The organism is Rhizobium sp. A22-96 (genome assembly GCF_053521805.1).
Window position 1 is genome coordinate 541,524 of the sequence record NZ_JBNWDQ010000002.1, and the last position, 22,541, is coordinate 564,064.

At 59.1% G+C, this 22,541-nt stretch carries 24 protein-coding genes; 16 read left to right on the plus strand and 8 right to left on the minus strand.

The annotated features are described in order from the left end of the window. Nucleotides 1-28: 28 nt before the first annotated feature. On the minus strand, nt 29-1,231 hold the full coding sequence (locus tag ACQZ6F_RS09100; RefSeq protein ID WP_449092038.1) for a pyridoxal phosphate-dependent aminotransferase: 1,203 nt from the start codon (nt 1,229-1,231) through the stop codon (nt 29-31). 507 nt (nt 1,232-1,738) lie between these two features. Between ACQZ6F_RS09100 and ACQZ6F_RS09105 the strand changes: the two genes are divergently transcribed. The 4 genes from ACQZ6F_RS09105 to ACQZ6F_RS09120 all read left to right on the plus strand — a co-directional run bounded on the left by ACQZ6F_RS09105 (nt 1,739) and on the right by ACQZ6F_RS09120 (nt 5,173). Continuing rightward, the gene (locus ACQZ6F_RS09105) at nt 1,739-2,884 is read left to right on the plus strand and encodes a PQQ-dependent sugar dehydrogenase (RefSeq protein ID WP_449092037.1); all 1,146 of its coding nucleotides are present in this window, start codon (nt 1,739-1,741) and stop codon (nt 2,882-2,884) included. Between the two features lie 99 nt (nt 2,885-2,983). Then, nucleotides 2,984-3,874 (plus strand): DMT family transporter, encoded by an 891-nt coding sequence (locus ACQZ6F_RS09110; RefSeq protein WP_449092036.1) that lies wholly within the window; start codon nt 2,984-2,986, stop codon nt 3,872-3,874. Nucleotides 3,875-4,372: 498 nt separating this feature from the next. Then, nucleotides 4,373-4,588, plus strand: coding sequence for a cold-shock protein (locus tag ACQZ6F_RS09115; protein WP_004116423.1), 216 nt, complete (start codon nt 4,373-4,375; stop codon nt 4,586-4,588). 147 nt (nt 4,589-4,735) lie between these two features. Next, nucleotides 4,736-5,173 (plus strand): BA14K family protein, encoded by a 438-nt coding sequence (locus ACQZ6F_RS09120; protein ID WP_068388245.1) that lies wholly within the window; start codon nt 4,736-4,738, stop codon nt 5,171-5,173. A gap of 55 nt (nt 5,174-5,228) precedes the next feature. On the opposite strand, the gene ACQZ6F_RS09125 is transcribed toward ACQZ6F_RS09120, so the two are convergent. Next, the gene (locus tag ACQZ6F_RS09125; protein WP_449092035.1) at nt 5,229-5,873 is read right to left on the minus strand and encodes an MBL fold metallo-hydrolase; all 645 of its coding nucleotides are present in this window, start codon (nt 5,871-5,873) and stop codon (nt 5,229-5,231) included. Between the two features lie 247 nt (nt 5,874-6,120). Between ACQZ6F_RS09125 and ACQZ6F_RS09130 the strand changes: the two genes are divergently transcribed. From ACQZ6F_RS09130 to ACQZ6F_RS09155, 6 genes are all read left to right on the plus strand, one after another. Next, nucleotides 6,121-6,759: a DUF1236 domain-containing protein gene (locus tag ACQZ6F_RS09130; protein WP_077469310.1), complete on the plus strand. Its 639-nt coding sequence runs from the start codon at nt 6,121-6,123 to the stop codon at nt 6,757-6,759. Between the two features lie 246 nt (nt 6,760-7,005). Beyond that, complete coding sequence (locus ACQZ6F_RS09135) at nt 7,006-7,269, plus strand: hypothetical protein (protein ID WP_068388252.1); 264 nt, start codon at nt 7,006-7,008, stop codon at nt 7,267-7,269. A gap of 494 nt (nt 7,270-7,763) precedes the next feature. Further along, nucleotides 7,764-8,234 carry a MarR family winged helix-turn-helix transcriptional regulator gene (locus ACQZ6F_RS09140; protein ID WP_449092400.1) on the plus strand — a complete coding sequence of 157 codons (471 nt, stop codon included), beginning with the start codon at nt 7,764-7,766 and terminating at the stop codon, nt 8,232-8,234. A 73-nt stretch (nt 8,235-8,307) separates the two neighbouring features. Next, complete coding sequence (locus ACQZ6F_RS09145; protein WP_077469312.1) at nt 8,308-9,009, plus strand: response regulator; 702 nt, start codon at nt 8,308-8,310, stop codon at nt 9,007-9,009. A gap of 24 nt (nt 9,010-9,033) precedes the next feature. Continuing rightward, entirely contained in the window at nt 9,034-10,416 is a 1,383-nt protein-coding gene (locus ACQZ6F_RS09150) for an ATP-binding protein (protein WP_449092034.1), read from the plus strand. Nucleotides 10,417-10,429: 13 nt separating this feature from the next. Next, nucleotides 10,430-11,011 (plus strand): DUF1349 domain-containing protein, encoded by a 582-nt coding sequence (locus tag ACQZ6F_RS09155; protein ID WP_449092033.1) that lies wholly within the window; start codon nt 10,430-10,432, stop codon nt 11,009-11,011. Between the two features lie 28 nt (nt 11,012-11,039). Here ACQZ6F_RS09155 and ACQZ6F_RS09160 read toward each other — a convergent pair whose 3' ends face one another. The 4 genes from ACQZ6F_RS09160 to ACQZ6F_RS09175 all read right to left on the minus strand — a co-directional run bounded on the left by ACQZ6F_RS09160 (nt 11,040) and on the right by ACQZ6F_RS09175 (nt 13,396). Beyond that, nucleotides 11,040-11,381, minus strand: a complete 342-nt coding sequence (locus ACQZ6F_RS09160; protein WP_068388632.1) for a tRNA-binding protein — start codon at nt 11,379-11,381, stop codon at nt 11,040-11,042. A gap of 22 nt (nt 11,382-11,403) precedes the next feature. Beyond that, on the minus strand, nt 11,404-12,243 hold the full coding sequence (gene proC / locus ACQZ6F_RS09165; protein ID WP_449092032.1) for a pyrroline-5-carboxylate reductase: 840 nt from the start codon (nt 12,241-12,243) through the stop codon (nt 11,404-11,406). 1 nt (nt 12,244) lies between these two features. Beyond that, a complete protein-coding gene (locus ACQZ6F_RS09170) occupies nt 12,245-12,745 on the minus strand; it encodes a type III secretion system chaperone family protein (RefSeq protein WP_068388271.1) in 501 nt (166 codons plus the stop codon). Nucleotides 12,746-13,135: 390 nt separating this feature from the next. Beyond that, entirely contained in the window at nt 13,136-13,396 is a 261-nt protein-coding gene (locus tag ACQZ6F_RS09175; protein WP_068388635.1) for an accessory factor UbiK family protein, read from the minus strand. Between the two features lie 266 nt (nt 13,397-13,662). Here ACQZ6F_RS09175 and lgt point away from each other — a divergent pair, with 266 nt between their 5' ends. From lgt to ACQZ6F_RS09205, 6 genes are all read left to right on the plus strand, one after another. Continuing rightward, nucleotides 13,663-14,553: a prolipoprotein diacylglyceryl transferase gene (lgt, locus tag ACQZ6F_RS09180; protein WP_449092031.1), complete on the plus strand. Its 891-nt coding sequence runs from the start codon at nt 13,663-13,665 to the stop codon at nt 14,551-14,553. A 74-nt stretch (nt 14,554-14,627) separates the two neighbouring features. Next, nucleotides 14,628-15,725: a class I SAM-dependent methyltransferase gene (locus ACQZ6F_RS09185; RefSeq protein ID WP_449092030.1), complete on the plus strand. Its 1,098-nt coding sequence runs from the start codon at nt 14,628-14,630 to the stop codon at nt 15,723-15,725. 131 nt (nt 15,726-15,856) lie between these two features. Beyond that, a complete protein-coding gene (gene pgeF / locus ACQZ6F_RS09190) occupies nt 15,857-16,639 on the plus strand; it encodes a peptidoglycan editing factor PgeF (protein WP_449092029.1) in 783 nt (260 codons plus the stop codon). A 1-nt stretch (nt 16,640) separates the two neighbouring features. Next, entirely contained in the window at nt 16,641-17,792 is a 1,152-nt protein-coding gene (locus ACQZ6F_RS09195) for a M24 family metallopeptidase (protein WP_449092028.1), read from the plus strand. Between the two features lie 55 nt (nt 17,793-17,847). Continuing rightward, a complete protein-coding gene (locus ACQZ6F_RS09200) occupies nt 17,848-18,720 on the plus strand; it encodes a hypothetical protein (protein ID WP_449092027.1) in 873 nt (290 codons plus the stop codon). 105 nt (nt 18,721-18,825) lie between these two features. Further along, nucleotides 18,826-19,758, plus strand: coding sequence for a ribose-phosphate pyrophosphokinase (locus ACQZ6F_RS09205; RefSeq protein WP_068388287.1), 933 nt, complete (start codon nt 18,826-18,828; stop codon nt 19,756-19,758). Nucleotides 19,759-19,774: 16 nt separating this feature from the next. On the opposite strand, the gene ACQZ6F_RS09210 is transcribed toward ACQZ6F_RS09205, so the two are convergent. Then, entirely contained in the window at nt 19,775-21,010 is a 1,236-nt protein-coding gene (locus ACQZ6F_RS09210) for an MFS transporter (protein WP_449092026.1), read from the minus strand. A gap of 25 nt (nt 21,011-21,035) precedes the next feature. Beyond that, complete coding sequence (locus ACQZ6F_RS09215; RefSeq protein WP_449092025.1) at nt 21,036-22,496, minus strand: hypothetical protein; 1,461 nt, start codon at nt 22,494-22,496, stop codon at nt 21,036-21,038. Nucleotides 22,497-22,541 lie beyond the last annotated feature (45 nt).

A 22,541-nucleotide genomic window follows, 5' to 3' on the forward strand; every position in this document is an offset into this window, starting at 1 on the left:
CTTTTCATTTAACTAGTCTTAGAACTGCTTACTTGCAGGCGCCGCAGAAACGCTGGATACGGCGGCAAGCTTCTTCGAGCAGCTCTTCCGAGGTCGCATAGGAAATGCGGAAGTTCGGGCCGAGGCCGAAGGCAGAACCGTGCACGACGGCGACGCCTTCCGATTCCAGCAGCTCGGACACGAAATCCTCGTCCGTCTCGATGAGCTTGCCGGTCGGAGCCGTCTTGCCGATCAGGCCGGCGCAGGACGGATAGACGTAGAAAGCGCCTTCCGGAACCGGGCACGAGAGACCCTTTGCCTGGTTCAGCATGGATACGACGAGGTCACGGCGACCTTCGAAGATCTTCTTGTTGCGCGGAATGAAGTCCTGCGGACCATTCAGCGCTTCGACGGCAGCCCATTGCGCGATGGAGGTCGCACCCGAGGTCTGCTGACCCTGGATCATGTCCATGGCCTTGATGAGCTGCAGCGGGCCGGCAGCGTAACCGATACGCCAACCGGTCATCGCATAGGCCTTCGAGACGCCGTTCATCGTCAGCGTGCGGTCATAGAGGCTCGGCTCGACTTCGACCGGCGTCGCAAACTTGAACTCGCCATAGGTCAGGTGCTCGTACATGTCGTCCGTCAGGATCCAGACATGCGGATGCTTGACCAGCACGTCCGTCAGCGCCTTCAGCTCGTCATGCGAATAGGCAGCGCCCGACGGGTTGGACGGCGAGTTGAACATGAACCACTTGGTCTTCGGCGTGATCGCCTTTTCGAGGTCGGCCGGCTGAAGCTTGAAATTGTTGGCCTGCGTCGTCGCGACGAAAACCGGGGTGCCGCCGCAAAGCGCCACCATTTCCGGATAGGATACCCAGTAAGGCGTCGGGATCACGACTTCGTCGCCGGGGTTCAGCGTCGCCATGAAGGCGTTGAACAGGATCTGCTTGCCGCCCGTGCCGACGATGGTCTGCTCGGGGGCATAATCCAGATTGTTCTCGCGCTTGAACTTGGCGGCGATCGCCTTGCGCAGTTCCGGGATGCCGGCAACCGGCGTGTACTTCGTCTCGCCGCGATTGATCGCGTCGATGGCCGCCGTCTTGATATTATCCGGCGTATCGAAATCAGGCTCGCCTGCGCCGAGGCCGATCACGTCGCGTCCTTTTGCTTTCAACTCGCGCGCTTTCTGGGAAACGGCGATGGTGGCAGAAGGCTTTACACGGGAAAGAGCGTCGGCAAGAAAGGCCATGATGATCGGTCCTATTCGGTTGAAATGGGCAGAAAGCCTGTGGACCAGATTTCTGCGCTAAGCTCTATGTCGAATATGGGCCGAGGTTTCAAGCACAAAGGCGTCACAGTGGCTTTATTTCATGGCTTTCCGGCGCTGTCTTTCGCACCATCTTCAGCCGACCTTGAGGTGCCGGCGGAGGGCCGCGCATGACCTCCGCATCGTCATGCGCCATCCCGCCGATCCCTCGACGTTGAATCAATTTGCGAAGCAGCTGATTCAGTTTCTGAAGAGCCTTGAAATTTCCGATAAAAATCAAACAGTTTCCCATATCCGGAACTTCACGCGAGCCTGTCGACACAGATCGGGTCGACGCATCGGCGCCTTGCCCTCCGTCTGGATCGACCGGAGAAACATGGAGACGCCACGTTTACGAACACAATGGCGTTATCGACCACACGCCTCTCCTTGAACGCCGGGTCGGCCGCCCCACGTTGCGAAAGCGGCTATATTGGGGGAGTTGAGAACATGCGCTTTGGTCCAGGAGGATTTGCGATTGCCTTGGTGGCATCAGCTCTGTGGTCGACAGGCGCGGCATCTGCCGAAACCTCTCAGACCATCAAGACGCAGAAAGTAGCGGTCAAAGTCGAAACGATCGCCACCGGGCTCGAACATCCTTGGGCGGTCGCAGTGCTGCCGGATGGCACCTATCTTGTGACCGAACGGCCCGGCCGAATGCGCCTGATCCGCGATGGCAAGGTGTCAGCCCCGATTGCCGGAGTGCCGGAGGTCTATGCCCGCGGACAAGGCGGCCTGCTGGACGTCGAGCTCGACCCGAAATTCAGCAGCAACCGAACTCTGTATTTCACCGCTTCGATAGCAGCCGACGGCGGTAGCGGCACGGCCGTCTTCCGCGCCAAACTTTCACAGGACGAGAAGCAACTGACCGAGGTGAAGCGCATTTTCCTGATGAACAAGCTGTCGCGCGGCAATATCCAGTATGGTGCACGCATCGCCATTGCCGGGGATGGCAGCCTTTTCGTCGGCCTCGGCGATCGCGGCGAGCAGGATCGCGCACAGGATTTCCATGACGATGCAGGCTCCATCATCCATATCGAGGCGGATGGCAGCATTCCCGCCGACAATCCCTTCAAGGATGGCAAGAGCGCTTTGCCGGAAATCTGGTCGAAGGGTCATCGCAATCCGCAGGGCATCACCTTCGATACGGCGACAGGCAAGCTCTATACGGCCGAGCATGGCGCGAAGGGCGGCGACGAGATCAACACGCCCGAAGCCGGCAAGAACTATGGCTGGCCGGTCATCTCCTATGGGGTCAACTACAACGGAACGAAGATCGGCATCGGCACGGCGAAGAAGGGCATGGAACAGCCCCTCTTCTACTGGGATCCGTCGATCGCACCCGGCGCCATTGCCGTCTATCGCGGCAAGATGTTTCCGGAATGGAATGGCGACCTGCTGGTCACGGCGCTGAAATTCCAGCTGCTGTCTCGTCTCGAACGCGACGCCGGCGGCAAGATCACCGAGCGGGAACGCATGTTCGACGATAAATTCGGTCGCATGCGCGACATTGTTATCGCGCCCGACGGTGCGCTTCTGATCACGACGGACGAGAATGATGGCGCGCTTTTGAGAGTTTCAAGAGCGATGAACTAGGCGCATGTGGCTCGCCATCGCCGGCACCTTTCGGCCTTGCTCCGGCCAAATGCAACTGCTAACGGTCATGAAGATCATTCCCCCTCCCGTAGGATGCAAATGTCTCGCATACAGGCGAATTTATTGTTGTTGCTGGCTGCCGCAATCTGGGGCGGAGGCTTCGTCGCGCAATCGACAGCAATGAAGTCGATCGGACCGTTCTGGTTCATCGGTCTGCGGTTCGCCGTCGCGACCATCGTCGTCCTCCCATTCGTGTGGATGGAAAATAGAAAGACGGCGCAGCCGCTGACGCGTCGCAACTGGCTCTCCTTCGTGCTGATCGGCGTCGCGCTGTTCGGCGGCGCCGCAACGCAGCAGCTCGGGCTCCTGACCACAACCGTCACGAACTCCAGCTTCATCACCGGCCTTTACGTCGTCTTCGTACCCTTGATCGCCGTCGTCTTCCTGCGCCGGTCTCCCCATTGGATCATCTGGCCGGCGGCTCTGATGGCGCTCGGCGGCATCTATCTCCTGTCCGGCGGATCTCTGTCGCATCTGACAATCGGCGATTTCCTCACCGTGATCTGTGCGCTGTTCTGGGCCGCGCAGATCACGCTTGCCGGCTCTGCTGTCAACGAAACCGGCCGGCCCCTCGGTATTTCCGCCACGCAATTCGCAGTCACCGCCGTCCTCGCTTTGGCAGTAGCCGCCGCCACAGAGCCGATCAGCGTGGCCGCCATCCGCGCAGCACTCGGCGAAATCCTTTATGTCGGCATCTTTTCATCCGGCCTTGCCTTCGCGCTGCAGATTATCGGCCAGCGTTACACGACCGCCCCGCAGGCGGCGATCTTCCTCTCCTCAGAAGCTCTGTTCGGAGCCTCACTTGGCGCTTTGCTGCTCGGCGAGACCATGGGGCCGCTCGGCTATGCCGGCTGCGCCTTGATGTTCACCGCCATGCTCGCGGTGGAACTGGTGCCTGAAATCGTTCGCCGCCGCAGCGCAACGGCATGAAAGCGGCCCGAAATGCACGCTATGGCTGTTTGCGGCCACCCTCTTTGAAATTTTCTCGAACAATCCAAAACGTGCGCTGATCGCGGCCGATTTGGGAAAATTTCGCCAAAATTATATCGCCAACGATGCAAAACCCTTAGAAACTTGTTTCAACGTGGGAAAATTTGCGAATCGCCATAACATCATCGCGTTACAGGACTGTGCTCCTCCCGATACGTTAAAAAACTTTTGCTTGCCAATTCCCAATAAACACAGCACTCTCAACGATGTTCGGGCATTTTTAGAGCATGGGAAGTCCTAATAGAATTGCGCGCCGGAAACGCTAATATTCCGGTCAGCTTGGTCAAGACGCGGGGTGGCAAACATCGCATCGAGGTCAAGCCGAGGTATAGGGGACCTTTTCCTTCAAATTGCGAGAACTGCCTGCAAGCGCCCGCAAGGGCAATACAGTAGTGCTGCCCGTGTGGATGGCGGGCAGAGAGAAAAGGGACCTTAGGCATGGCCGAGACTGGCACTGTAAAGTTTTTCAACACCGATAAGGGCTTTGGCTTCATTAAGCCGGACAAAGGTGGAGCAGACATCTTTGTACATATTTCTGCGGTTCAGGCATCCGGCCTGGCAGGACTGTCTGAAAACCAGAAAGTAAGCTTCGACACGGAACCGGATCGCCGCGGTAAGGGACCGAAGGCCGTCAATCTCCAGATTGCGGGCTGATACGTCTTACGGCTATCATTCGAGTTGAGGCCCGGCAGCGATGCCGGGTTTTTATCATTCAGTCTGCATTCAGCTTATCGCATCTAGTCTGCCTGACATGAAACAACGGGGATAATAGTTGTCCCGTTTTCGTTGAAGGATAGACCAATGACCATACTCGGCAAATCGCTCGTCATGTCCGCCATGGCTGCAGCATTGACGCTGACGTCCATGAGTGCCGCTTCAGCGGACGAATATTGGCGTCACCGCAACCGGGATGGTTGGGCGCTCGGCGCCGCCGGTCTCGCCACCGGCCTGATCGTCGGCTCGGCGATCGCCAGCCAGCCACGTTATGTGGAGCCGGCACCGGTCTATGTCGAACCTGATTATGACGCCCCTCCTCCGCCCTATTATTATCGCCCGGCGCCGCGCCGCGTCTATGTCGAGCGGGATGTCAGCTACTATGCTCCACCGCCGGTTTCCGGCCTGCGTCCGTGGTCCTCTGCATGGATGCGCTATTGCTACGACCGCTATAGAAGCTTTGACGGCCAAAGCGGCACCTATGTCGGCTTTGACGGCATGCGTCACTTCTGCACGGCCGATTGATCAGACATATCGGACCAGATCGAGAGAGCGCCGCCCCTGAGCGGCGCTTTTTGATTCAAAGCCCGCGGAGGAAAGGATTGGTGCGACGCTCGTCGCCAATGCGGCTGCCCGGACCATGACCGCAGATGAAGCCGACTTCGTCGCCAAGCGGGAAGACCTTGTCGCGGATTGAATCCAACAGCTGCTGATGGTTGCCGCCGGGCAAATCCGTGCGGCCGATCGAGCCGCTGAAAAGCACGTCGCCGAGATGTGCGAAGCCCTGCTTCCGATTGACGTATATGACGTGGCCGGGCGCATGACCTGGGCAGTGAAACACCTCGAATTCATGTTCGCCGAAGGAAACCTTGTCGCCGTCCTTCAGAAAGCGATCTGGCACCACATTGCGCACGCCATCGATGTTGAACATCTTGCCCTTGGCTTCGATGTCTTCCAGCAGGAACCGGTCATCCTCATGAGGGCCGATCACCTCGATATCAAGCGCTTCGCGCACCTCATCTGCACCGCCGGCATGATCGATATGGCCATGAGTCAACCAGATGGCCTTCAAGGTCAGACCATTTTCACGCACCGTCTGCAGGATGACGTCGACATCGCCACCGGGATCGACCACCACCCCCTCCTTGGTATCCGGGTCGAACAGGATGGTGCAATTCTGTTCGAAAGGGGTCACCGGAATGATGCCGGCCTGGAGCATGCCCATGAAGCGCCTCGTCTCTTGGATCGTCGTGCTGCCGGTATAGCCGCAAACTCCGGGCAAAACAGCCCCTAGCGCCCTCAAAGTGCCGCGCTCGCGCGAGCTCCACCTTACGGATTCCGGAAATAGGTAAATAATTCTTACGGTTACCTGACCGTCCTCTCAGCAAGCGTCAGGATCGAACCGTGCGGATCGGAACACTGAAGCGTCCGAAGCGTTGAGATACGTCTTTTAAGGCAGAAGGAGAGAACCAATGTCCTTGAAGAGAAATCTGCTGCTGACAGGCCTTGTCCTTGTCGGCAGCGCCGGTCTGGCGCAGGCGGAAATGGCTGCAACCACCGCCAGCGACATCGAAGTCCGTTCAGGCCCCGGTGCCGAGTTTCCAACCGTCGGCGTCGCAACACGTGGCTCCGAAGCGACGCTGGATGGCTGTGTCGAAGGCAGCCGCTGGTGCCGCGTAGATGTTAACGGCATGCGCGGCTGGGTCTATGCCCAGTATCTCAACGTCGAGCAAAACGGCGCCTCTGTCGTCGTTCAGGACCATCGTGACGATCTCGGCATTCCCACGGTTACCTACGAGCAGACTGACCCGGTCAAGACAGGCAGCGTGCAAGCCGCACAGCCAGGACCGAATGACGAACTGCTCGGCCCCGCTGATGAGAGTGGCGACAAGGTCGTTGCCATTACGCCGCCCGGCAATATCCGGGGCTACATCGACGACAATCCCGTCGACACAGTCCAGTTGGACGGCGACGTAGTGGTCGGTTCCACACTGCCGCAAAGCGTCGAGGTGCACCGCATTCCGGATTATCAATACAGCTATGTCGAGGTGAACCGCCAACCGGTCCTGGTTGATCCAGGCACGCGACGGATCGTTTACGTCTATCGCTGATTCGGCTCGGAACTCGAGCAAGATGGCAAAATTCGCGTGCGGCTAGCCGGCCGCATGCCTAAGGAGCGGATTTCCCCCGCTTTTATTGCGAATTTCTCCCGTTTGAGTTGCCCTTCTATTTCCACCGTCTGGTGCATGATGTAATCCTAATATCAGTGAGGATTATCGCCGCTCCCTGGCACCGATCCAGGACGCGACGAGAGGGCATCCGGAAGCGTCTTCCGGAACTATGGGAGAAGGGCAATCATGGAAAGTCTAGGGCCTATCATCACACAGCTGATAGCCGGTGCGATCGGCGGCAACGCCGCGAGCGCCGTTTTGAAGCAGGACGGCATCAATCTTATCGCCAGAACGATTGCGGGCGCCATTGGCGGCCTTGGCGGTGGGGTCATCCTCAATCTGATCGGCAGTGAAGCCCTCACGGGCCTCGTGGCACAAGGCATATCATCGCTGATCGCCGGCGGCGTGCTCTCGGCAATCGTTGGCGCGGTTCTCGGCCGCAAGTCGTAAAATCATACGCAGCAAAAGCCGAGCGACATGCACGCTCGGCTTTTGCGTATCCATATGCAGGTCCTGTTTGAAAAGCTGTGACTTCGATGCTCCCGCAGGCGCTCCTTGCATGAGGCAAGAGGAAGTCCTCCTTGGCTGACGACCGACTGCTTGTCCGGCTTATGATCCCGCATCGATGCAATGCAATTTGCGGGAGATACTGGTTTTTCCGTCACCTGGCCGGCAGGAGCCATGTATAACAGCGGGGCGACTTTACATTATGTCGACCGTTGCTGTTCTCCTTGCGCACCATCCGCGAGGCGCCAGGGAATTCAGCGATGTTAAAGTTTTTGCAAGGCCGCATCTAATTTCCCGCGAACGGCAACCCCGTTCCAGGTATGCGGCATTGTGCGGAAGCAGCCGATAGCATAAAAATGTCAATAAAGCTGACATATTTTTGCATAAGTTTCCCAGACGGTCCAAGATAAAAAGGAAATGCTACGGTGGCACGACAGATGAGCCAAAACGCGACAAAGGCGGAGTTGCTGGCAACGCCGATGCAGAACGCGGGAATCATCGATTTCGAGATCATCGAACTGCTTTTCTTCGCCTACCGTGACTTCGTATCGGATCCGGATCAGATCCTCGTCAAGAGCGGCTTTGGCCGAGCCCATCACCGTGTCGTCCATTTCGTTAACCGCGAACCCGGTATGACCGTTGCGGACCTTCTGGAAACACTGCAGATCACCAAACAGAGTTTGGCGCGGGTTCTAAAACAATTGATCGATTCAGGTTATATTCGGCAGGTCGCCGGTCCCGAGGACCGGCGTCAACGCAAGCTTTATCCCACGCAAGCGGGCCGCGATCTGGCGCTGGCGCTAGCCGAGCCGCAATCGCGCCGTATTGAACGGGCATTCGAAGGCGCATCGGAAGCAACGCGCGAAAGCGTGAAACGTTTCCTGAGGGGAATGCAAACCGAGAAGTGACGACGGTTCCAGCCGCATAAGGCTGGCGCGGAATGGATCATTTCCATCAACAGGCAGGATTGAGACGGATCGAATGACGACGAAGACAGCTATTTCGGACGATGCGGCACATCTTTTGGTTGTGGATGACGACACGCGTATCCGCGCCCTTCTCAATCGCTACCTTATGGAGAAAGGGTTTCGCGTAACGGCGGCGGCGGACGGCGCCGAAGCGCGTCGCAAGCTTGAAGGGCTCGATTTCGATCTCATCATCATGGATGTGATGATGCCCGGCGAATCCGGCATCGAGCTGACGGCAAGCCTGCGGGCCATCAAGAATATCCCCGTCATCATGCTGACGGCGCTTGCGGAAGCCGATTCCCGCATTGCCGGCCTCGAGGCCGGCGCCGACGACTATCTCCCGAAGCCTTTCGATCCGCGCGAGCTGGTGCTGCGCGTCAACAATATCCTTCGCCGCAACACCCCGGCCGATTCCCCGAAAATCGAGCTTGTCATGTTCGGTCCCTATACGTTTTCGCTGACCCGCAAGGAGCTGAAAAAGTCGGCGGAACTCATCCGCCTGACCGACCGGGAGCAGGAAATCATGCTGCTCTTTGCCAAGCGCGCCGGTGAGACCATCCCGCGCCATGAGCTGATCGGCGGCGACACCGAGGTCGGCGAGCGCACCATCGATGTGCAGATAAATCGGCTGCGCCGCAAGATTGAAGACGACCCGGCAAACCCTATCTGGTTACAGACGGTACGTGGCATTGGCTACCGTCTGAGCATAGACTGAGTTCGGTTCCAAGGGTCCGCGGCAATGGTGGCATTCGATTCGATCAGACGTGAACAGGATCACACGCCATCGAACGGGCTGCGGTGGCTTTCGCGCTGGATGCGTCGATATGTGTTGCCAACTGGCCTCTATGCCCGCTCGCTGCTCATCTTCATCCTGCCGATGATCATCCTCCAGGCCGTCGTTACCGTCGTGTTCATGGAACGTCACTGGCAAATGGTGACGCAGCGGCTGTCGATGGCAACCACTCGCGATATCGCCGCGATCATCGCCATCATCCAGACCTATCCGCAGGACGCGGACTTCTCCGCTATTACCCAGATCGCGCGCCAGAAGCTCGACCTCAGCATCTCGATAGAGCCGGGCGGCGAATTGCCGCCTCCGCGCGAGAAGCCATTCTTCTCGATCCTTGACGGCATTCTGAGCGACGAGATCCGTGATCAGATCAACCTGCCCTTCTGGATCGACACGGTTGGAAACTCCAGCCTGGTCGAGATCCGGGTCAAACTGCCCGACAAGGTGCTACGCGTCTTTGCCAAGCGCAGCCAGACCTATGCGTCCAATACGCATATTTTCATCCTCTGGATGGTCGGCACGTCATTGGTTCTCATCGGCATCGCCGTATTGTTCCTGCGCGGCCAGATCAGGCCGATCCTGGCGTTGGCCCGCGCCGCCGAGAGCTTCGGCAAGGGGCAGCGTCTGGAGAACTACTCTCCGCGCGGCGCTGACGAGGTTCGTCGCGCCGGCCTTGCTTTCATCCTGATGCGCGAGCGCATCGAGCGACAACTCGAGCAGCGCACGGCGATGCTGTCAGGCGTCAGCCACGACCTGCGAACGGTGCTCACCCGCTTCAAGCTCCAGCTCGCTCTTGCCAGCGACAATCCCGATCTGGCCGGCCTCAACGAGGATGTCGAGGATATGCAGAGCATGCTCGAAGGCTATATGGCCTTTGCACGCGGCGAAGCGGAGGAGGATGTCGGCCAGTTCAAGCTCAGCGACATCCTGGAGAGGATTCGGCAGGACTTCACATTGCACGGCAAATCCATGGACTTCACCATCGACGGTGACGACGAGATTTCCGTCCGTGCGAATGCCTTTACCCGACTTGTCACCAATCTTGCCACGAATGCCCGCCGCTACGCAAAAAGCCTGCGTATCGAGGCCAAGCATAGCGCCAAGTGGCTGACGATCATCTTCGACGACGATGGCCCGGGCATCCCCCCCGAGGCGCGAGAGGATGTCTTCAAGCCGTTCTTCCGGCTGGATTCTGCCCGCAATCTCGACAAATCCGGCACCGGCCTCGGCTTGGCCATTGCTCGCGATATCGCCCGCAGCCATGGCGGCAACGTCACGCTATCCGACAGTCCGCTCGGCGGCCTGCGCGCCACCATCCGCATTCCAGCCTGAAGGAGAAGGCCCTATGTCGATCGACATCGATTGCATGCATTGGCTGAACGCGCCGCCGGCATGGGAAATGAACCAGGGTCGGTTATTCGTACGCTCAGGCAACAAGACCGATTTCTGGCAGGAAACCTATTACGGCTTCCATCGCGACGACGGTCATTTTCTCGGAAAGCCGCGCCGGGGTGACTTTACCGCCGAGGTGAGCTTCATCGGGCATTACCGTGAACTCTACGATCAGGCAGGCCTGATGATCCGCCACGATGCCAGGCACTGGATGAAATGCGGGATCGAATATACCGATGGCGCAAGGCATTTCAGCGTCGTCGTCACCAATGGCAATTCCGACTGGTCGGCCTTTCGGCTGGAGCATGAATTCGACGCCATGTCCGCGCGGGTGACACGCAACGGCGACGCACTCTTCATCCAGTATCGCACCGACAGGATGGACGAATGGCGCATGGCAAGGCTCGCCTGGTTCGACCCAACGCTGGAGGAGCTGTCGATCGGCCCTGCCTTTTGCTCGCCACAGCGAGAAGGCTTCGAAGCGGAATTTATCCACTTCAGCCTGACCGACCCGCTATCAAGGGATATTCATTGAGCCATTCATTCCCGTGGAGGAATGCGTCTTACATCATCTTCTTGCCGTTCGGCACCGGATGCGTCACGGCGGCAAGAACGATCGCGCCTGCCTCATCCTCGAATCCGAGCGTCAGAACTTCTGAACGCACGGGCCCAATCTGGCGCGGCGGGAAATTGACCACGGCAAGCACCTGTCGCCCGACAAGGGTTTCCGGCGTATAGTGCACGGTAATCTGCGCGGAGGAACGCTTGATGCCGATCTCCGGTCCGAAATCGATCCGCAGCTTGTATGCGGGCTTGCGGGCTTCCGGAAAGGTCTCAGCCTCGATGATCGTCCCGACGCGAATATCCACGCGTTCGAAATCGCCATAGGTGATCTCTTCCGTCATGCTTCCGCCTTCCCCGTAGAATTCAGCCGGCCAACTCTTGCGCCCGCTTGCGAGCCGCTTCCAGCGCCGCATCGAACAAGGGCTGCATGCCGTCTTCGGCCATCAAAACGCCCAGCGCCGCAGCGGTCGTGCCGCCGGGAGACGTGACGTTCTGGCGCAGACGCGCTGCGTCGTCGGGGGACTGATGGAGCAATTCACCAGCCCCCGCGACAGTCTCCCGTGCGAGCCGCATGGCGAGGTCCGCCTGCAGGCCGAGCTTCCGGCCAGCCTCCGCCATGCATTCGACGAGATAGAAAACATAGGCGGGACCGCTGCCCGAGACAGCGGTTACCGAATCGATATCGGCCTCTCCCGGCACCCACTCGACCGGGCCGGATACTTTAAGGAGATTCTGGACAAGTTGCCTCTGAAATTCGGCAACCCTGTCATTCGCAAAAGCGCCGGTAACGCCGCGCCCGACCATGGCAGGCGTATTGGGCATGGCTCGCACCATGGCTGCTTCACCGAGATACGCTTCGAGCGCGGCGAGCGTCTTGCCTGCCGCAATCGATACGACCACGGTATTATCACCTACCGTAGCTTTCAATGGCGGCAGCACGGCATCCATCAGCTGAGGCTTGACGGCAATGAAGAGCACACCCGCCGTCACGCCGGCAGGAACGCCCGTGACATGGCTGGCGCCCGCATCCGCAATCATCTTCCGCATCGGTTCGGACGGATTGGGATCGACGACGATGACCGACGATCCCGGCACCCCGTTCTTCAGCCATCCTGTCAGCAGCGCACCGCCCATATTGCCGGCGCCGATCAGCAAGATCGGCCCGGAGGATGCGAAAGCACTGGCGGACTGTTGGCCTGTCATGTCACGCTTCGCCTACCGTTTCGAACAGCACCGCTTCCATGGCGCGATTGGCATCGAGGCCGGACCACACCACGAACTGGAAAGCCTGATAATATGCCTCACAGGTGTCAAGCGCATTGGAAAGCAGCACTTCCACCTGTCGGTTCGTCGGCTCGGCACCGCCTGACAGCAGCAGCGACTGGCGGAAAATAACGATATCTTCCTGCCGCCAGAGATCGAAGTGGCCCATCAGCACTTGCCCGTTGATGCAGGACAGCAGCTTGATGACCTCGTTGACGCGGGGCTCCGAGACCTTCACGTCGAATGCACAGGCGATATGCAACGCCTCGAATTCTTCCATCCACGAGAAAGACACGTGGTAATCGGTCCACCGCCCTTCGACCGTCATGGCAAGCTCGTCTTCGCCTGACCGTTCAAACGACCAGTCGTTGTTGGCCGCCACGAACTCGATCATGTCCACCGGATTCGATTGTCGTTCGACTTCCATTTCCATAAGGCTCATGCAGCACCTTCTTGACCGGAACGAATGCAGTTTTCCCGTGGTTCAACACTGAAATAACGCAACCCGCTTTACCCCGGAAACATCCTCGGGATGATGTTGAACGGCTGCCAGACTAACGCGTCCACCCTGCCCGGAGCTTACCAAGTCCGTTTCGAATCATCATTTAAAATCAGTGTATAGCGGCATGCCCGGCCTGCCAGCCCCTGAACGGCGATTTTGGAAACGGCGCTGTGGACAGCGGTTGTCGCACCTATTCAGAAGGGAGTCATAACCGACTCTGGCAATTGGCTTTTTTGCCTATGTCCACAGGTGGAAAAACAAATGAAATTTTTCGCATAAAAAAAGCGCGGCAAACGGGTGCCGCGCCGATCTGCAGTGGAAGATTGCAGCTTATTTGCCCTTGGAGGCAAGCTTGGCTTCGAGCGCTTCGATTCTCGCAAGGAGCGCCTCGTTTTCGTCGCGCGCCTTGATCGCCATTTCGCGAACGGCCTCGAATTCCTCGCGCTTGACGATATCCATGCTGTTGAGCCAGCGCTCGGCATGGGCGTTGAAAGCGGTCTCAACCTCGCGGCGCACGCCCTGGGCAGCACCGGCAGCGTCGGTCATCAGCTTGGCGAATTCATCCAGGATACGGTTCGGTCCAGTGCTCATAGCAATCTCCTTGCGGCCGTCAGCCCCTAAAACCAGCAGGCATCGATACGGGGCCAGATAGTGTTGAGGTAGGATTTCCAAGGGGCCGATGCAAGCAAATTGAGATAGGACGGGGACAACCGGACCCACGATAACGGGCATATCAATAATCGACTTGACCGTTTCGACAGCGAGCGCCATGTTCCGCGCACATTTGGACTTAAAATATTCCTGTCCCGAAAAGGCGCAGTGCTTTTGGGAATCACGCTGCAACGGGCCTGACGATCTTGCTGACATCCGCCAATCTCGCCGCCATCCTGCCATTTCCGGATATCGATCCGATTGCCGTTTCACTAGGGCCGCTCTCGATCCACTGGTACGGGCTTGCCTACGTGGCGGGCATCCTGCTTGGCTGGTTCTATGCGCGTCGATTGGTCGACAACGGCAAGCTTTGGCTGAACGACAGCGCTCCGATGACCCGCCAGCATCTGGATGACTTCATCCTCTGGGTGGCGTTCGGCATCGTCCTCGGCGGCCGTATCGGCTACATCCTGTTCTATGATCTCGATCCGGTCCTTGCCAATCCGATCCGCGCCATCGAGGTGTGGAACGGCGGCATGTCCTTCCACGGCGGCTTGATCGGCACGACCATCGCCATGTTCCTGTTCGCAAGACGCAATAATATCCCGGCCTGGAGCCTGTTCGATATCGTTGCCGCCGTCGCGCCGATCGGGCTCTTTTTCGGTCGCATCGCCAATTTCATCAACGGCGAGCTTTGGGGCCGGGTCTCGGATGTGCCCTGGGCGATGGTATTCTGCAGCCCGCATGTGATCGCGGCCCATAATGGCGTCTGCCCCGCAGGCCCCGATCCGCGCCATCCAAGCCAGCTTTACGAGGCCGGTATCGAAGGCATCATCCTCTTCCTCGTTCTCTTCATTCTCACGCGCTGGGCCTTCGCGCTCAAGAAGCCCGGCACGGTCAGTGGCATTTTTGTGATTGGCTATGCCTTCTCGCGTATTTTTGTCGAATTCTTCCGTCAACCTGACGAGCAGCTCGGCTATCTCCTCGGCACGAACTGGCTAACGATGGGAATGGTGCTGTCGCTGCCTATGGTCGCTATCGGCCTTTGGGCCGTGATCCGCGCCCGTCGTCAGGCAGTAACCGGACAGACGGCTTGAGACGAAGATTGATATCGCATGATGCTTCGAAAGCCCCCAAGCTTCCCAAGGCCGTGCACTAGCGAAAGCAACGAATGACGACGGCGCTCGGTGAAAAAATCAAAGCCATCATCCGCACCAACGGGCCACTGAGCATTACGGACTATTTTTCGCTATGTCTCGCCGATCCCGTGCATGGCTATTACAAAACGCGTGAGCCCTTCGGCCAGTCCGGCGACTTCGTCACCGCTCCCGAAATCAGCCAGCTCTTCGGCGAGATGATCGGCGTCTTCATGGTGCATGCATGGCAGCGCCACGGAGCGCCATCCGATGTGCGTCTGGTCGAGATCGGGCCTGGTCGCGGCACGATGATGTCGGACATGCTGCGCGTCATCGGCAAGCTGGCACCGCCACTCTATGATGCCATGAGCGTGCATCTGGTGGAAACCAGCATGCGGCTGCAGGAATTTCAGCGGGAAACCCTCGCCGCACATGGCGTGAAGGTCTCCTGGCATACGGATTTCGGCGACGTGCCGGATGGTTTTACCCTGCTCGCCGCCAACGAGCTCTTCGACGCCATCCCGATCCGCCAATTCGTGCGCACCGCCAATGGCTTTCGCGAGCGCGCGGTCGGGCTCGACATCGATGACGAATTGAGTTTCACCGCCGGCGTCGCAACTCTCGATCCTGCTCTTCTGCCCGAAGGCGGCCCGCCGCCGATCGGCACCATTTTCGAAACCGCACCTGCCCGCCAGGCTGTCATGACGACGATCTGCGATAGGCTGAAAGCCCAAGGCGGTACGGCGCTCGCCATCGACTACGGTCATATGACGACGGGCTTTGGAGACACGCTGCAGGCGGTACGCATGCATGAATATGACCCGCCACTGGAGCATCCGGGCGAAGCGGACCTCACCAGCCATGTGGATTTCCAACATCTGGCGCAAACGGCGCTGGCATCCGGCACGCATATCAACGGATGTTGTCACCAGGGAGATTTCCTGGTCGGGTTAGGATTGCTGGAACGAGCGGCAGCGCTCGGCCGTGATCAGGATGCGGCAACGCAGGAGAATATTCGCGCCGCTGTGGAACGGCTTGCGGGTGCGGGCGAAGGCAAGATGGGAGAGCTCTTCAAGGTGCTGGCCGTCTCAAACCCGGCGATCGACCTCCTGCCCTTTCGTCCCGTCGCCTGACTGACCCTCCATACTGCGGATTGACAGCCCGCGCCGGGCTGGGCCAACATCGCCGCCAAATCGAACTGCTTCGCCGCGGCTGCGTTATCCATCGCACGACAAGCCAAACCAGACATCAAGGGACGCTCCAGTTGCCGAAACCCATTGCAAGCACGCTGCTGAGCGCCGCAGAAGCTACCGGCATTCGCCACGGTTATTTCACCCGCGCCGGCGGCGTCTCCGAAGGCCTCTATCGGGGATTGAATGTTGGGCTCGGCTCGCATGACAATCGCGAGCACGTGCTGGAAAACCGCCGGCGCGTCGCCGATTGGTTCGGCCTGCCGTTGGAGCGGCTTGCCACCGTACATCAGGTCCACTCCCCCGATGTCGTCATGGTCGATGAGCACTATAACGGCAATCGCCCCGAGGCCGATGCGATGGTGACCGCTACACCAGGGATCGCGCTCGGCGTTCTTGCCGCCGATTGCGGCCCCATCCTTTTCGCCGATCCGGACAATCGGGTCATCGGCGCCGCCCATGCCGGCTGGAAGGGCGCACTGACCGGCGTACTTGAAAACACCATCGACGCCATGGTGGCCCTCGGCGCGCGGCGCGAGGCGATTGTTGCCTGCCTCGGCCCCTCCATCAGTCAGGCAAGCTATGAAGTCGGACCGGAATTCATCGACCGCTTTCTGGCTCATGACCCCGACTACGCCCGATATTTTGCGCCTTCGGAACGGGCGGGTCACGCAATGTTCAATCTGCCGGCGCTTACCGTCGATCGCCTGCGCAAGGCCGGCGTCACGGCAGAGAGCCTTGACCTCTGCACCTATCCGGACCCCGACCGCTTCTTCTCCTATCGCCGCACGACGCATGCGAAGGAGCCGGACTACGGCCGGCAGATCTCAGCCATCGCCATCGGGGAGGCAAGCTAATATGGCCCTGCATTTCGAACGCAGCGAATTCGACGCGCGCCTGGCTCGGTTGCTAGCCAGGATGCAGGAGGAGAAGCTCGATGCCATGCTGCTGTTCGCGCAGGAGAGCATGTACTGGCTAACCGGCTATGACACCTTCGGCTATTGCTTCTTCCAGACGCTGGTGGTCAAGGCCGATGGATCGATGACGCTTTTGACGCGCTCCGCCGACCTGCGTCAGGCTCAGCTCACTTCGGTCATTACCGACATTCACATCTGGGTCGATCGCCTCAATGCCGATCCGACACTCGACCTCAAGGAATTGCTTGCCGACCTGGATCTTCTCGGCACCCGCATCGGCGTGGAATACGACACCCATGGCATGACAGGCCGCATCGCCCGCCTGCTCGACCATCAGCTCGCCAGCTTCGGCCAGATCGTCGACGCCTCCTATCTTGTCAGCCGCTTGCGCCTGACCAAGAGCACGGCGGAGATCGCCCATATCGAGCGCGCAGCCGCTCTTGCTGACGATGCGCTCGATGCCGCGCTGTCCCTGATCAAACCGGGCGCGGATGAGGCAGATATTTTGGCTGCCATGCAGGGCGCGGTCTTCTCCGGCGGCGGCGACTATCCCGCCAACGAATTCATCATCGGCTCCGGCGCGGAGGCTTTGCTCTGCCGATACAAATCCGGCCGGCGCAAACTCGACGCCGAAGATCAGCTGACGCTCGAATGGGCCGGCGTCGACGCTCATTACCATGCCGCGATGATGCGAACGGTCGTCATCGGCACCGCCAGCCATCGCCACCGCGAACTTTACAGCGCTTGCCTGGAAACGCTGCAGGCTATCGAAACGATCCTGAAACCTGGCCACACCTTCGGCGATGTTTTCGATATGCATGCGAAAATCATGGATGAACGCGGCCTTGCCCGACACCGGCTGAACGCCTGCGGCTATTCGCTCGGCGCACGCTTCTCACCCTCATGGATGGAGCACGAAATGTTCCACATGGGCAATCCGCAGGAGATCGAAGAGAACATGTCGCTCTTCGTCCATATGATCATCATGGACTCCGACAGCGGCACCGCCATGACCCTCGGGCAAACCTATCTGACGACCTCGCAAGGCCCCAAGGCGCTTTCCCGCCACCCGCTCGAATTTCTTAACCGTTAGTGGCGTAAAATAGCGATCCTGAACGGAGAGACCGTCAAGAGAAGGGATCGCGCAAATGGGACTGGTCAGGACAACCTTGATTGTCGCCGGCTTTTGCCTCGCGCTCTCCGCCTGCAACACGACGGACGCCTTGACGCCACCCGAGGCGATCGGCGATGTCAGCTCCAGCCCGGTCACTCAACGGGATGTCGAGCGGATGGCCACCGCGCCGCAACGCCGGCAGACTTATCCGGGAACACAGGACAGCTACGGCTATCAGCAGCAGACCTCCCAGCAGGCATATCAGTCGCAAAGCTATGGCGGCGGCGGGTCGCTGGACGATCAGGCATCTGCGCTGAAGTCGAACGGCACCAATCCCTATGCTTCGCGCCCGCTTGACGACGGCCGCACCGCTTCCATCGCCCCGACCGATCCACAGACATCGCAATCCGACGAGCAGCGCGAGGCTGACCGCCGGCTTTCGGACGATCCGCAACCACAACAGCAGCAAGCCGCCGACGATCAGCAGCAGCAACCCGACCAACAGCAGGCATCGCTGCCGCCGGCCGCAGCGGCAACTGGCGGCAACAGCATCCGCTTTCTGCCGATCATCGGCGCCCCCGTCCAAGCCGTTACACCGCTATCGCGTCAACTTGGCGCCGATGCCCGCTCGCTTGGCCTGACAATCAAGAGTTCCAGCGATGCCAGCGCCAGTTATATCCTCAAGGGTTACCTCTCGGCCTTCGAGGACGGACCGCAGATCTCGGTGACCTATGTCTGGGATGTGCTTGATAATGCCGGCAATCGCGTGCACCGGATCCAGGGAGCAGAAAGCGCACCACTGAAGCGCGGCGATCCCTGGACGGCCGTTCCGCCCGCCGTCATGCAGAAAATCGCCACCAAAACCATGTCGGAATTCAATTCCTGGCGCAATTCCAGCGGTGGATAGCCACAAGCTTTTCACAAATATGAAAGGTATCGCACCCTTCCCCCTTGCATTCGAGAGCAAGGCGGTTAAAAGCGCGGCTATCAGGTTGGTAACAGGCGGGCCAAGATGAAGGTTTTCGCAGGGAATTCGAACAGGCATCTTGCCGAAGCGATCTGCAATTATCTCAACGTTCCCTTAGGCAAGGCCAGTGTCAGGCGTTTTGCGGACCAGGAAATCTTCGTTGAAATCCAGGAGAACGTCCGCGGCGAAGATGTGTTCTTGGTCCAGCCGACATCGTTTCCGACCAACGATCATCTGATGGAACTGTTGATCATGATCGATGCGATGCGCCGCTCCTCGGCGCGCCGCATCACGGCGGTCATCCCCTATTTCGGTTATGCCCGCCAGGATCGCCGCGCTTCCGGGCGCACGCCGATCTCGGCCAAGCTGGTGGCCAATCTCATCACCGAGGCTGGCGCCGACCGCGTTCTCACGCTTGACCTGCATGCGGGCCAGATCCAGGGCTTCTTCGATATCCCCACGGACAATCTCTACGCGCTGCCGATCCTGACCCGTGACATCAAGGCCAATTACGATATCAGCAACGTCATGGTCGTTTCGCCCGACGTAGGCGGTGTCGTACGCGCCCGCGCTCTTGCCAAACGCCTCGACTGTCTGTTGGCGATCGTGGACAAGCGCCGCGACCGCCCGGGCGAATCCGAAGTGATGAACATTATTGGTGACGTCGAAGGAAAAGACTGCCTGCTGATCGACGACATCGTGGATTCCGGCGGCACCCTCTGCAACGCGGCCGACGCCCTGCTCGCAAAGGGCGCGGCAAGCGTCACCGCCTATATCACCCACGGCGTACTCTCCGGCGGCGCCGTGACGCGTGTTGCAAATTCCAAGCTGAAGGAACTGGTGATCACCGATTCCATTCAGCCGACGACGGCGGTGCAATCGGCCCCCAATATCCGCGTCATCAGCACGGCCAGCCTCATCGGCGAAGCCATCAACCGTACCAGCCAGGAAGCTTCGGTCTCGAGCCTCTTCGACTGAGATCGCTCACCTCTCGTCAGACGACCCTTGCCCTGGACGGATGCGTCTGTCTCCAGGCCAGCAGGCCAATGCCGATGAGACCGGAGATCACGACAGCAGCCCCTGCCCCCATGATCGAAGGACCGATGCCGAACCAGGCAAACAGGCTCGGCGACATCAGGTAAGCCAGGAAAAGTCCTGTAAAGATCGCGCACATCATTAGACGATAAACCTGCCCGAGACGATGCGGTTCGCTGCGCGTCTGCATCAGATGCAGCATGGCGAGGTTCTCGAAAGGTCCGTTGATCGCAGCAAAGCACGCGACGGCCATCAACCAGATCCGGTCGTGCATCAGCGGCAGCAGGAAAACCCCAGAACCGAAAATGAGCTTGGCAGCGATAATCCAGACAACTGGCCGGCGCGGTTTGATGTTGCTGAGAATAAGATTGGTCGCAACATTGCCAACGCCGTAGGCGGTCATCATCAGGCTGTAATCCGTCAGGGGATCGGCGCTGGTTTCGCGCAGATGCAGGATCATCCCGAGCAGGATTCCCATTGCCCAGGCGATGTTTCCCATCAGGTTGGTGAACAAGCCATAGAGGATGGCCGCGTGGCCCCGCGCCACCCGCCATCCACCGAGAACGCCGTCCACAACGGCAGCCATTCCGGAGAAATCACGCCGCCGCGGCGCAGCGGGAAGCCTTGCCACGGCCAGCCAGACGGCGAGCGCCGACAGCAGGAAGGTGGCCGCCGTCACCGCAAAGAATTGCGATTTCGGCAGGAAGCCGTTGACGATGGCAATCAGGCTCGGGCCGAGGATGCGTGCCATGCGTCGCGTCGCGTCGAACAGGCCGTTGGTTGCGTGACGAACGTCCGGGTCCACGGCAATCGTCGGCAGCGTCGCCTGCAATGATGGATCGAATGTCGATGTCAGCAACGCGATGCATGCCGCAAGCACCATCAGCAGCGGCAAGCTCATCAAATGCAGAAGACCGGCAAACGACAGCATCAGCAACAGAATGGCGCGCAGCAGGTCAGCCATGATCATCGTCGTGCTGTGACGCCACCGATCTGTGACGATGCCGGCAAAGAGACTGCCGAACAAGAGCGTACCGGACTGCAGTGCCGACACATATCCGGCATCCCTGCCGATAAAGTCTGCCGCGATCCAGACGACTGCGACCATGTAGAATTCGGAACCCGTGGCCGCCAGTACCTGACCGGCCCAAAGGAGAGAGATCGAGCGCTGGCTCAACGGCCTCAGGACAAACATGATCGCATTCTGATTTCTGATTGATTTACTTCATGACCTGACCGTTGACCGTCACGCCGCCGGCATCGGAGATCTCGATGTCCCAGCGCGAACGCCCATCCGTATCCGTTTTGGCGAAGCCCTTAGCCATCATCAGGCCGAAGGAGAGCTGGGAAAGATCGGGCTTCGTCTTTGCTGACTCCTGCACGGCGGCAATCGTCTTGTCGAGATCGCGGACAAGTACCGTCATCTTCATCGAGACGCGGTCCTTCTCGTTCAGCCAGCCACGCATGCTGCCGGTAGCCTCAACATCATAAAGACCTGAGACGGCGCTGATCTTCGGAAAGTTGATCGACACAGTGCCATCCGGGAACATGGCCTGCTGCAATTTCTCGTCCAGGGCCGCATCGCTTTCCGGCTTGTTGAAGTCGGTCTGCTGCAGGATCTCCATAAGGGCGGAAAAGTTCAGGTTCGGCACCTGTATCTGGAAATCCGCGGCATCCGGAATGAAAGCAATATAGTCTTCAGGTACGAGACCGGTAGCCAGGGTGAGCTTTTCGGCATTCAAGCCGAAATCGGCGCTCATCGCATTGGCCGGCCCGGCGATCTTGAAGAAGTAACCCAGCTTCTGAAGGCCGCCATCGCCAAATGGCGACGTCACGGAAATGTCCTTGGCGGAAATAGACTCCTCGAAGGAGCCGGCAATCGGCATGGCATTCATCAGCAACGCCTTGAGCGCCAGGCTGTCCGGATCGGAAAGGGTCTTCTGGTCCTTATGCTCGGAAACGAAGTGCAGCAGGGAATTCACCGCCTTCAACGGCAGCTTGGTCGCACCGGCATCGAAGTCGATCGCCGCGACCTTGATTTCGCCGAGCGTCGTGTCGTCGGACGAGATCTTGTCGTAGAGCGACTGCAGGCTGCCGCTCATCTTGACGTCGAGCCTGCCCGGTTCACCGCTATCGGCGGATGAAAGAGTGTAACCGACGCTATCGACCGTGGCGTCGTTTTTCTGAACGCCGCTATTCTCGTCGCTGGTCTTCGTGGCGAAAGTAATACCGTTGCCCTTCATATCCATCGAACGAAGGTAATGAAGCGCCGGGTCGAAGACACCCTGGAAATTCGATGAAGCCAGGGCATAACGAAATTCCATGTCAGCGGCGCTGCCAGGCTTCGAACGCGCCGTGATATCGAAGGCATTGTTACCTTCGATATTCCAGAGGCCGCTATCCTGCGGCGTTGCCAGCATGGTCAGCGGCTTGAGGCCGCTGATATCGAAATCGCTGACATTCAGCTTGTCGAACAATGCCCGCAGATCATAAGTGACCTCGTAATGCGAACTGACCGGCTTTACCGAAATTCCACCGCTCTTGGCGATATCATCAGGCAGAAAATAGGTCAGATTGCCAAACAGATCCTTCGCACCCTGTTCACTGACATCCGCCGCCTGCGTGGCACCGGCCACGCCCGCAGCAAGAACAGCTGCCACGGCAACCGCTTTGAAACGCATAATTCACCCCCAATACCCTGGAAAAAGAATGTGAAAATTCGAAAG

Bases quoted from the DNA above. Each gene is read 5' to 3' on its own strand.
- ACQZ6F_RS09100 (WP_449092038.1), bottom strand. From the start codon at position 1,231: ATGGCCTTTCTTGCCGACGCTCTTTCCCGTGTAAAGCCTTCTGCCACC.
- ACQZ6F_RS09105 (WP_449092037.1), top strand. From the start codon at position 1,739: ATGCGCTTTGGTCCAGGAGGATTTGCGATTGCCTTGGTGGCATCAGCT.
- ACQZ6F_RS09110 (WP_449092036.1), top strand. From the start codon at position 2,984: ATGTCTCGCATACAGGCGAATTTATTGTTGTTGCTGGCTGCCGCAATC.
- ACQZ6F_RS09115 (WP_004116423.1), top strand. From the start codon at position 4,373: ATGGCCGAGACTGGCACTGTAAAGTTTTTCAACACCGATAAGGGCTTT.
- ACQZ6F_RS09120 (WP_068388245.1), top strand. From the start codon at position 4,736: ATGACCATACTCGGCAAATCGCTCGTCATGTCCGCCATGGCTGCAGCA.
- ACQZ6F_RS09125 (WP_449092035.1), bottom strand. From the start codon at position 5,873: ATGGGCATGCTCCAGGCCGGCATCATTCCGGTGACCCCTTTCGAACAG.
- ACQZ6F_RS09130 (WP_077469310.1), top strand. From the start codon at position 6,121: ATGTCCTTGAAGAGAAATCTGCTGCTGACAGGCCTTGTCCTTGTCGGC.
- ACQZ6F_RS09135 (WP_068388252.1), top strand. From the start codon at position 7,006: ATGGAAAGTCTAGGGCCTATCATCACACAGCTGATAGCCGGTGCGATC.
- ACQZ6F_RS09140 (WP_449092400.1), top strand. From the start codon at position 7,764: ATGAGCCAAAACGCGACAAAGGCGGAGTTGCTGGCAACGCCGATGCAG.
- ACQZ6F_RS09145 (WP_077469312.1), top strand. From the start codon at position 8,308: ATGACGACGAAGACAGCTATTTCGGACGATGCGGCACATCTTTTGGTT.
- ACQZ6F_RS09150 (WP_449092034.1), top strand. From the start codon at position 9,034: ATGGTGGCATTCGATTCGATCAGACGTGAACAGGATCACACGCCATCG.
- ACQZ6F_RS09155 (WP_449092033.1), top strand. From the start codon at position 10,430: ATGTCGATCGACATCGATTGCATGCATTGGCTGAACGCGCCGCCGGCA.
- ACQZ6F_RS09160 (WP_068388632.1), bottom strand. From the start codon at position 11,381: ATGACGGAAGAGATCACCTATGGCGATTTCGAACGCGTGGATATTCGC.
- proC (WP_449092032.1), bottom strand. From the start codon at position 12,243: ATGACAGGCCAACAGTCCGCCAGTGCTTTCGCATCCTCCGGGCCGATC.
- ACQZ6F_RS09170 (WP_068388271.1), bottom strand. From the start codon at position 12,745: ATGAGCCTTATGGAAATGGAAGTCGAACGACAATCGAATCCGGTGGAC.
- ACQZ6F_RS09175 (WP_068388635.1), bottom strand. From the start codon at position 13,396: ATGAGCACTGGACCGAACCGTATCCTGGATGAATTCGCCAAGCTGATG.
- ACQZ6F_RS09185 (WP_449092030.1), top strand. From the start codon at position 14,628: ATGACGACGGCGCTCGGTGAAAAAATCAAAGCCATCATCCGCACCAAC.
- ACQZ6F_RS09195 (WP_449092028.1), top strand. From the start codon at position 16,641: ATGGCCCTGCATTTCGAACGCAGCGAATTCGACGCGCGCCTGGCTCGG.
- ACQZ6F_RS09200 (WP_449092027.1), top strand. From the start codon at position 17,848: ATGGGACTGGTCAGGACAACCTTGATTGTCGCCGGCTTTTGCCTCGCG.
- ACQZ6F_RS09205 (WP_068388287.1), top strand. From the start codon at position 18,826: ATGAAGGTTTTCGCAGGGAATTCGAACAGGCATCTTGCCGAAGCGATC.
- ACQZ6F_RS09210 (WP_449092026.1), bottom strand. From the start codon at position 21,010: ATGTTTGTCCTGAGGCCGTTGAGCCAGCGCTCGATCTCTCTCCTTTGG.
- ACQZ6F_RS09215 (WP_449092025.1), bottom strand. From the start codon at position 22,496: ATGCGTTTCAAAGCGGTTGCCGTGGCAGCTGTTCTTGCTGCGGGCGTG.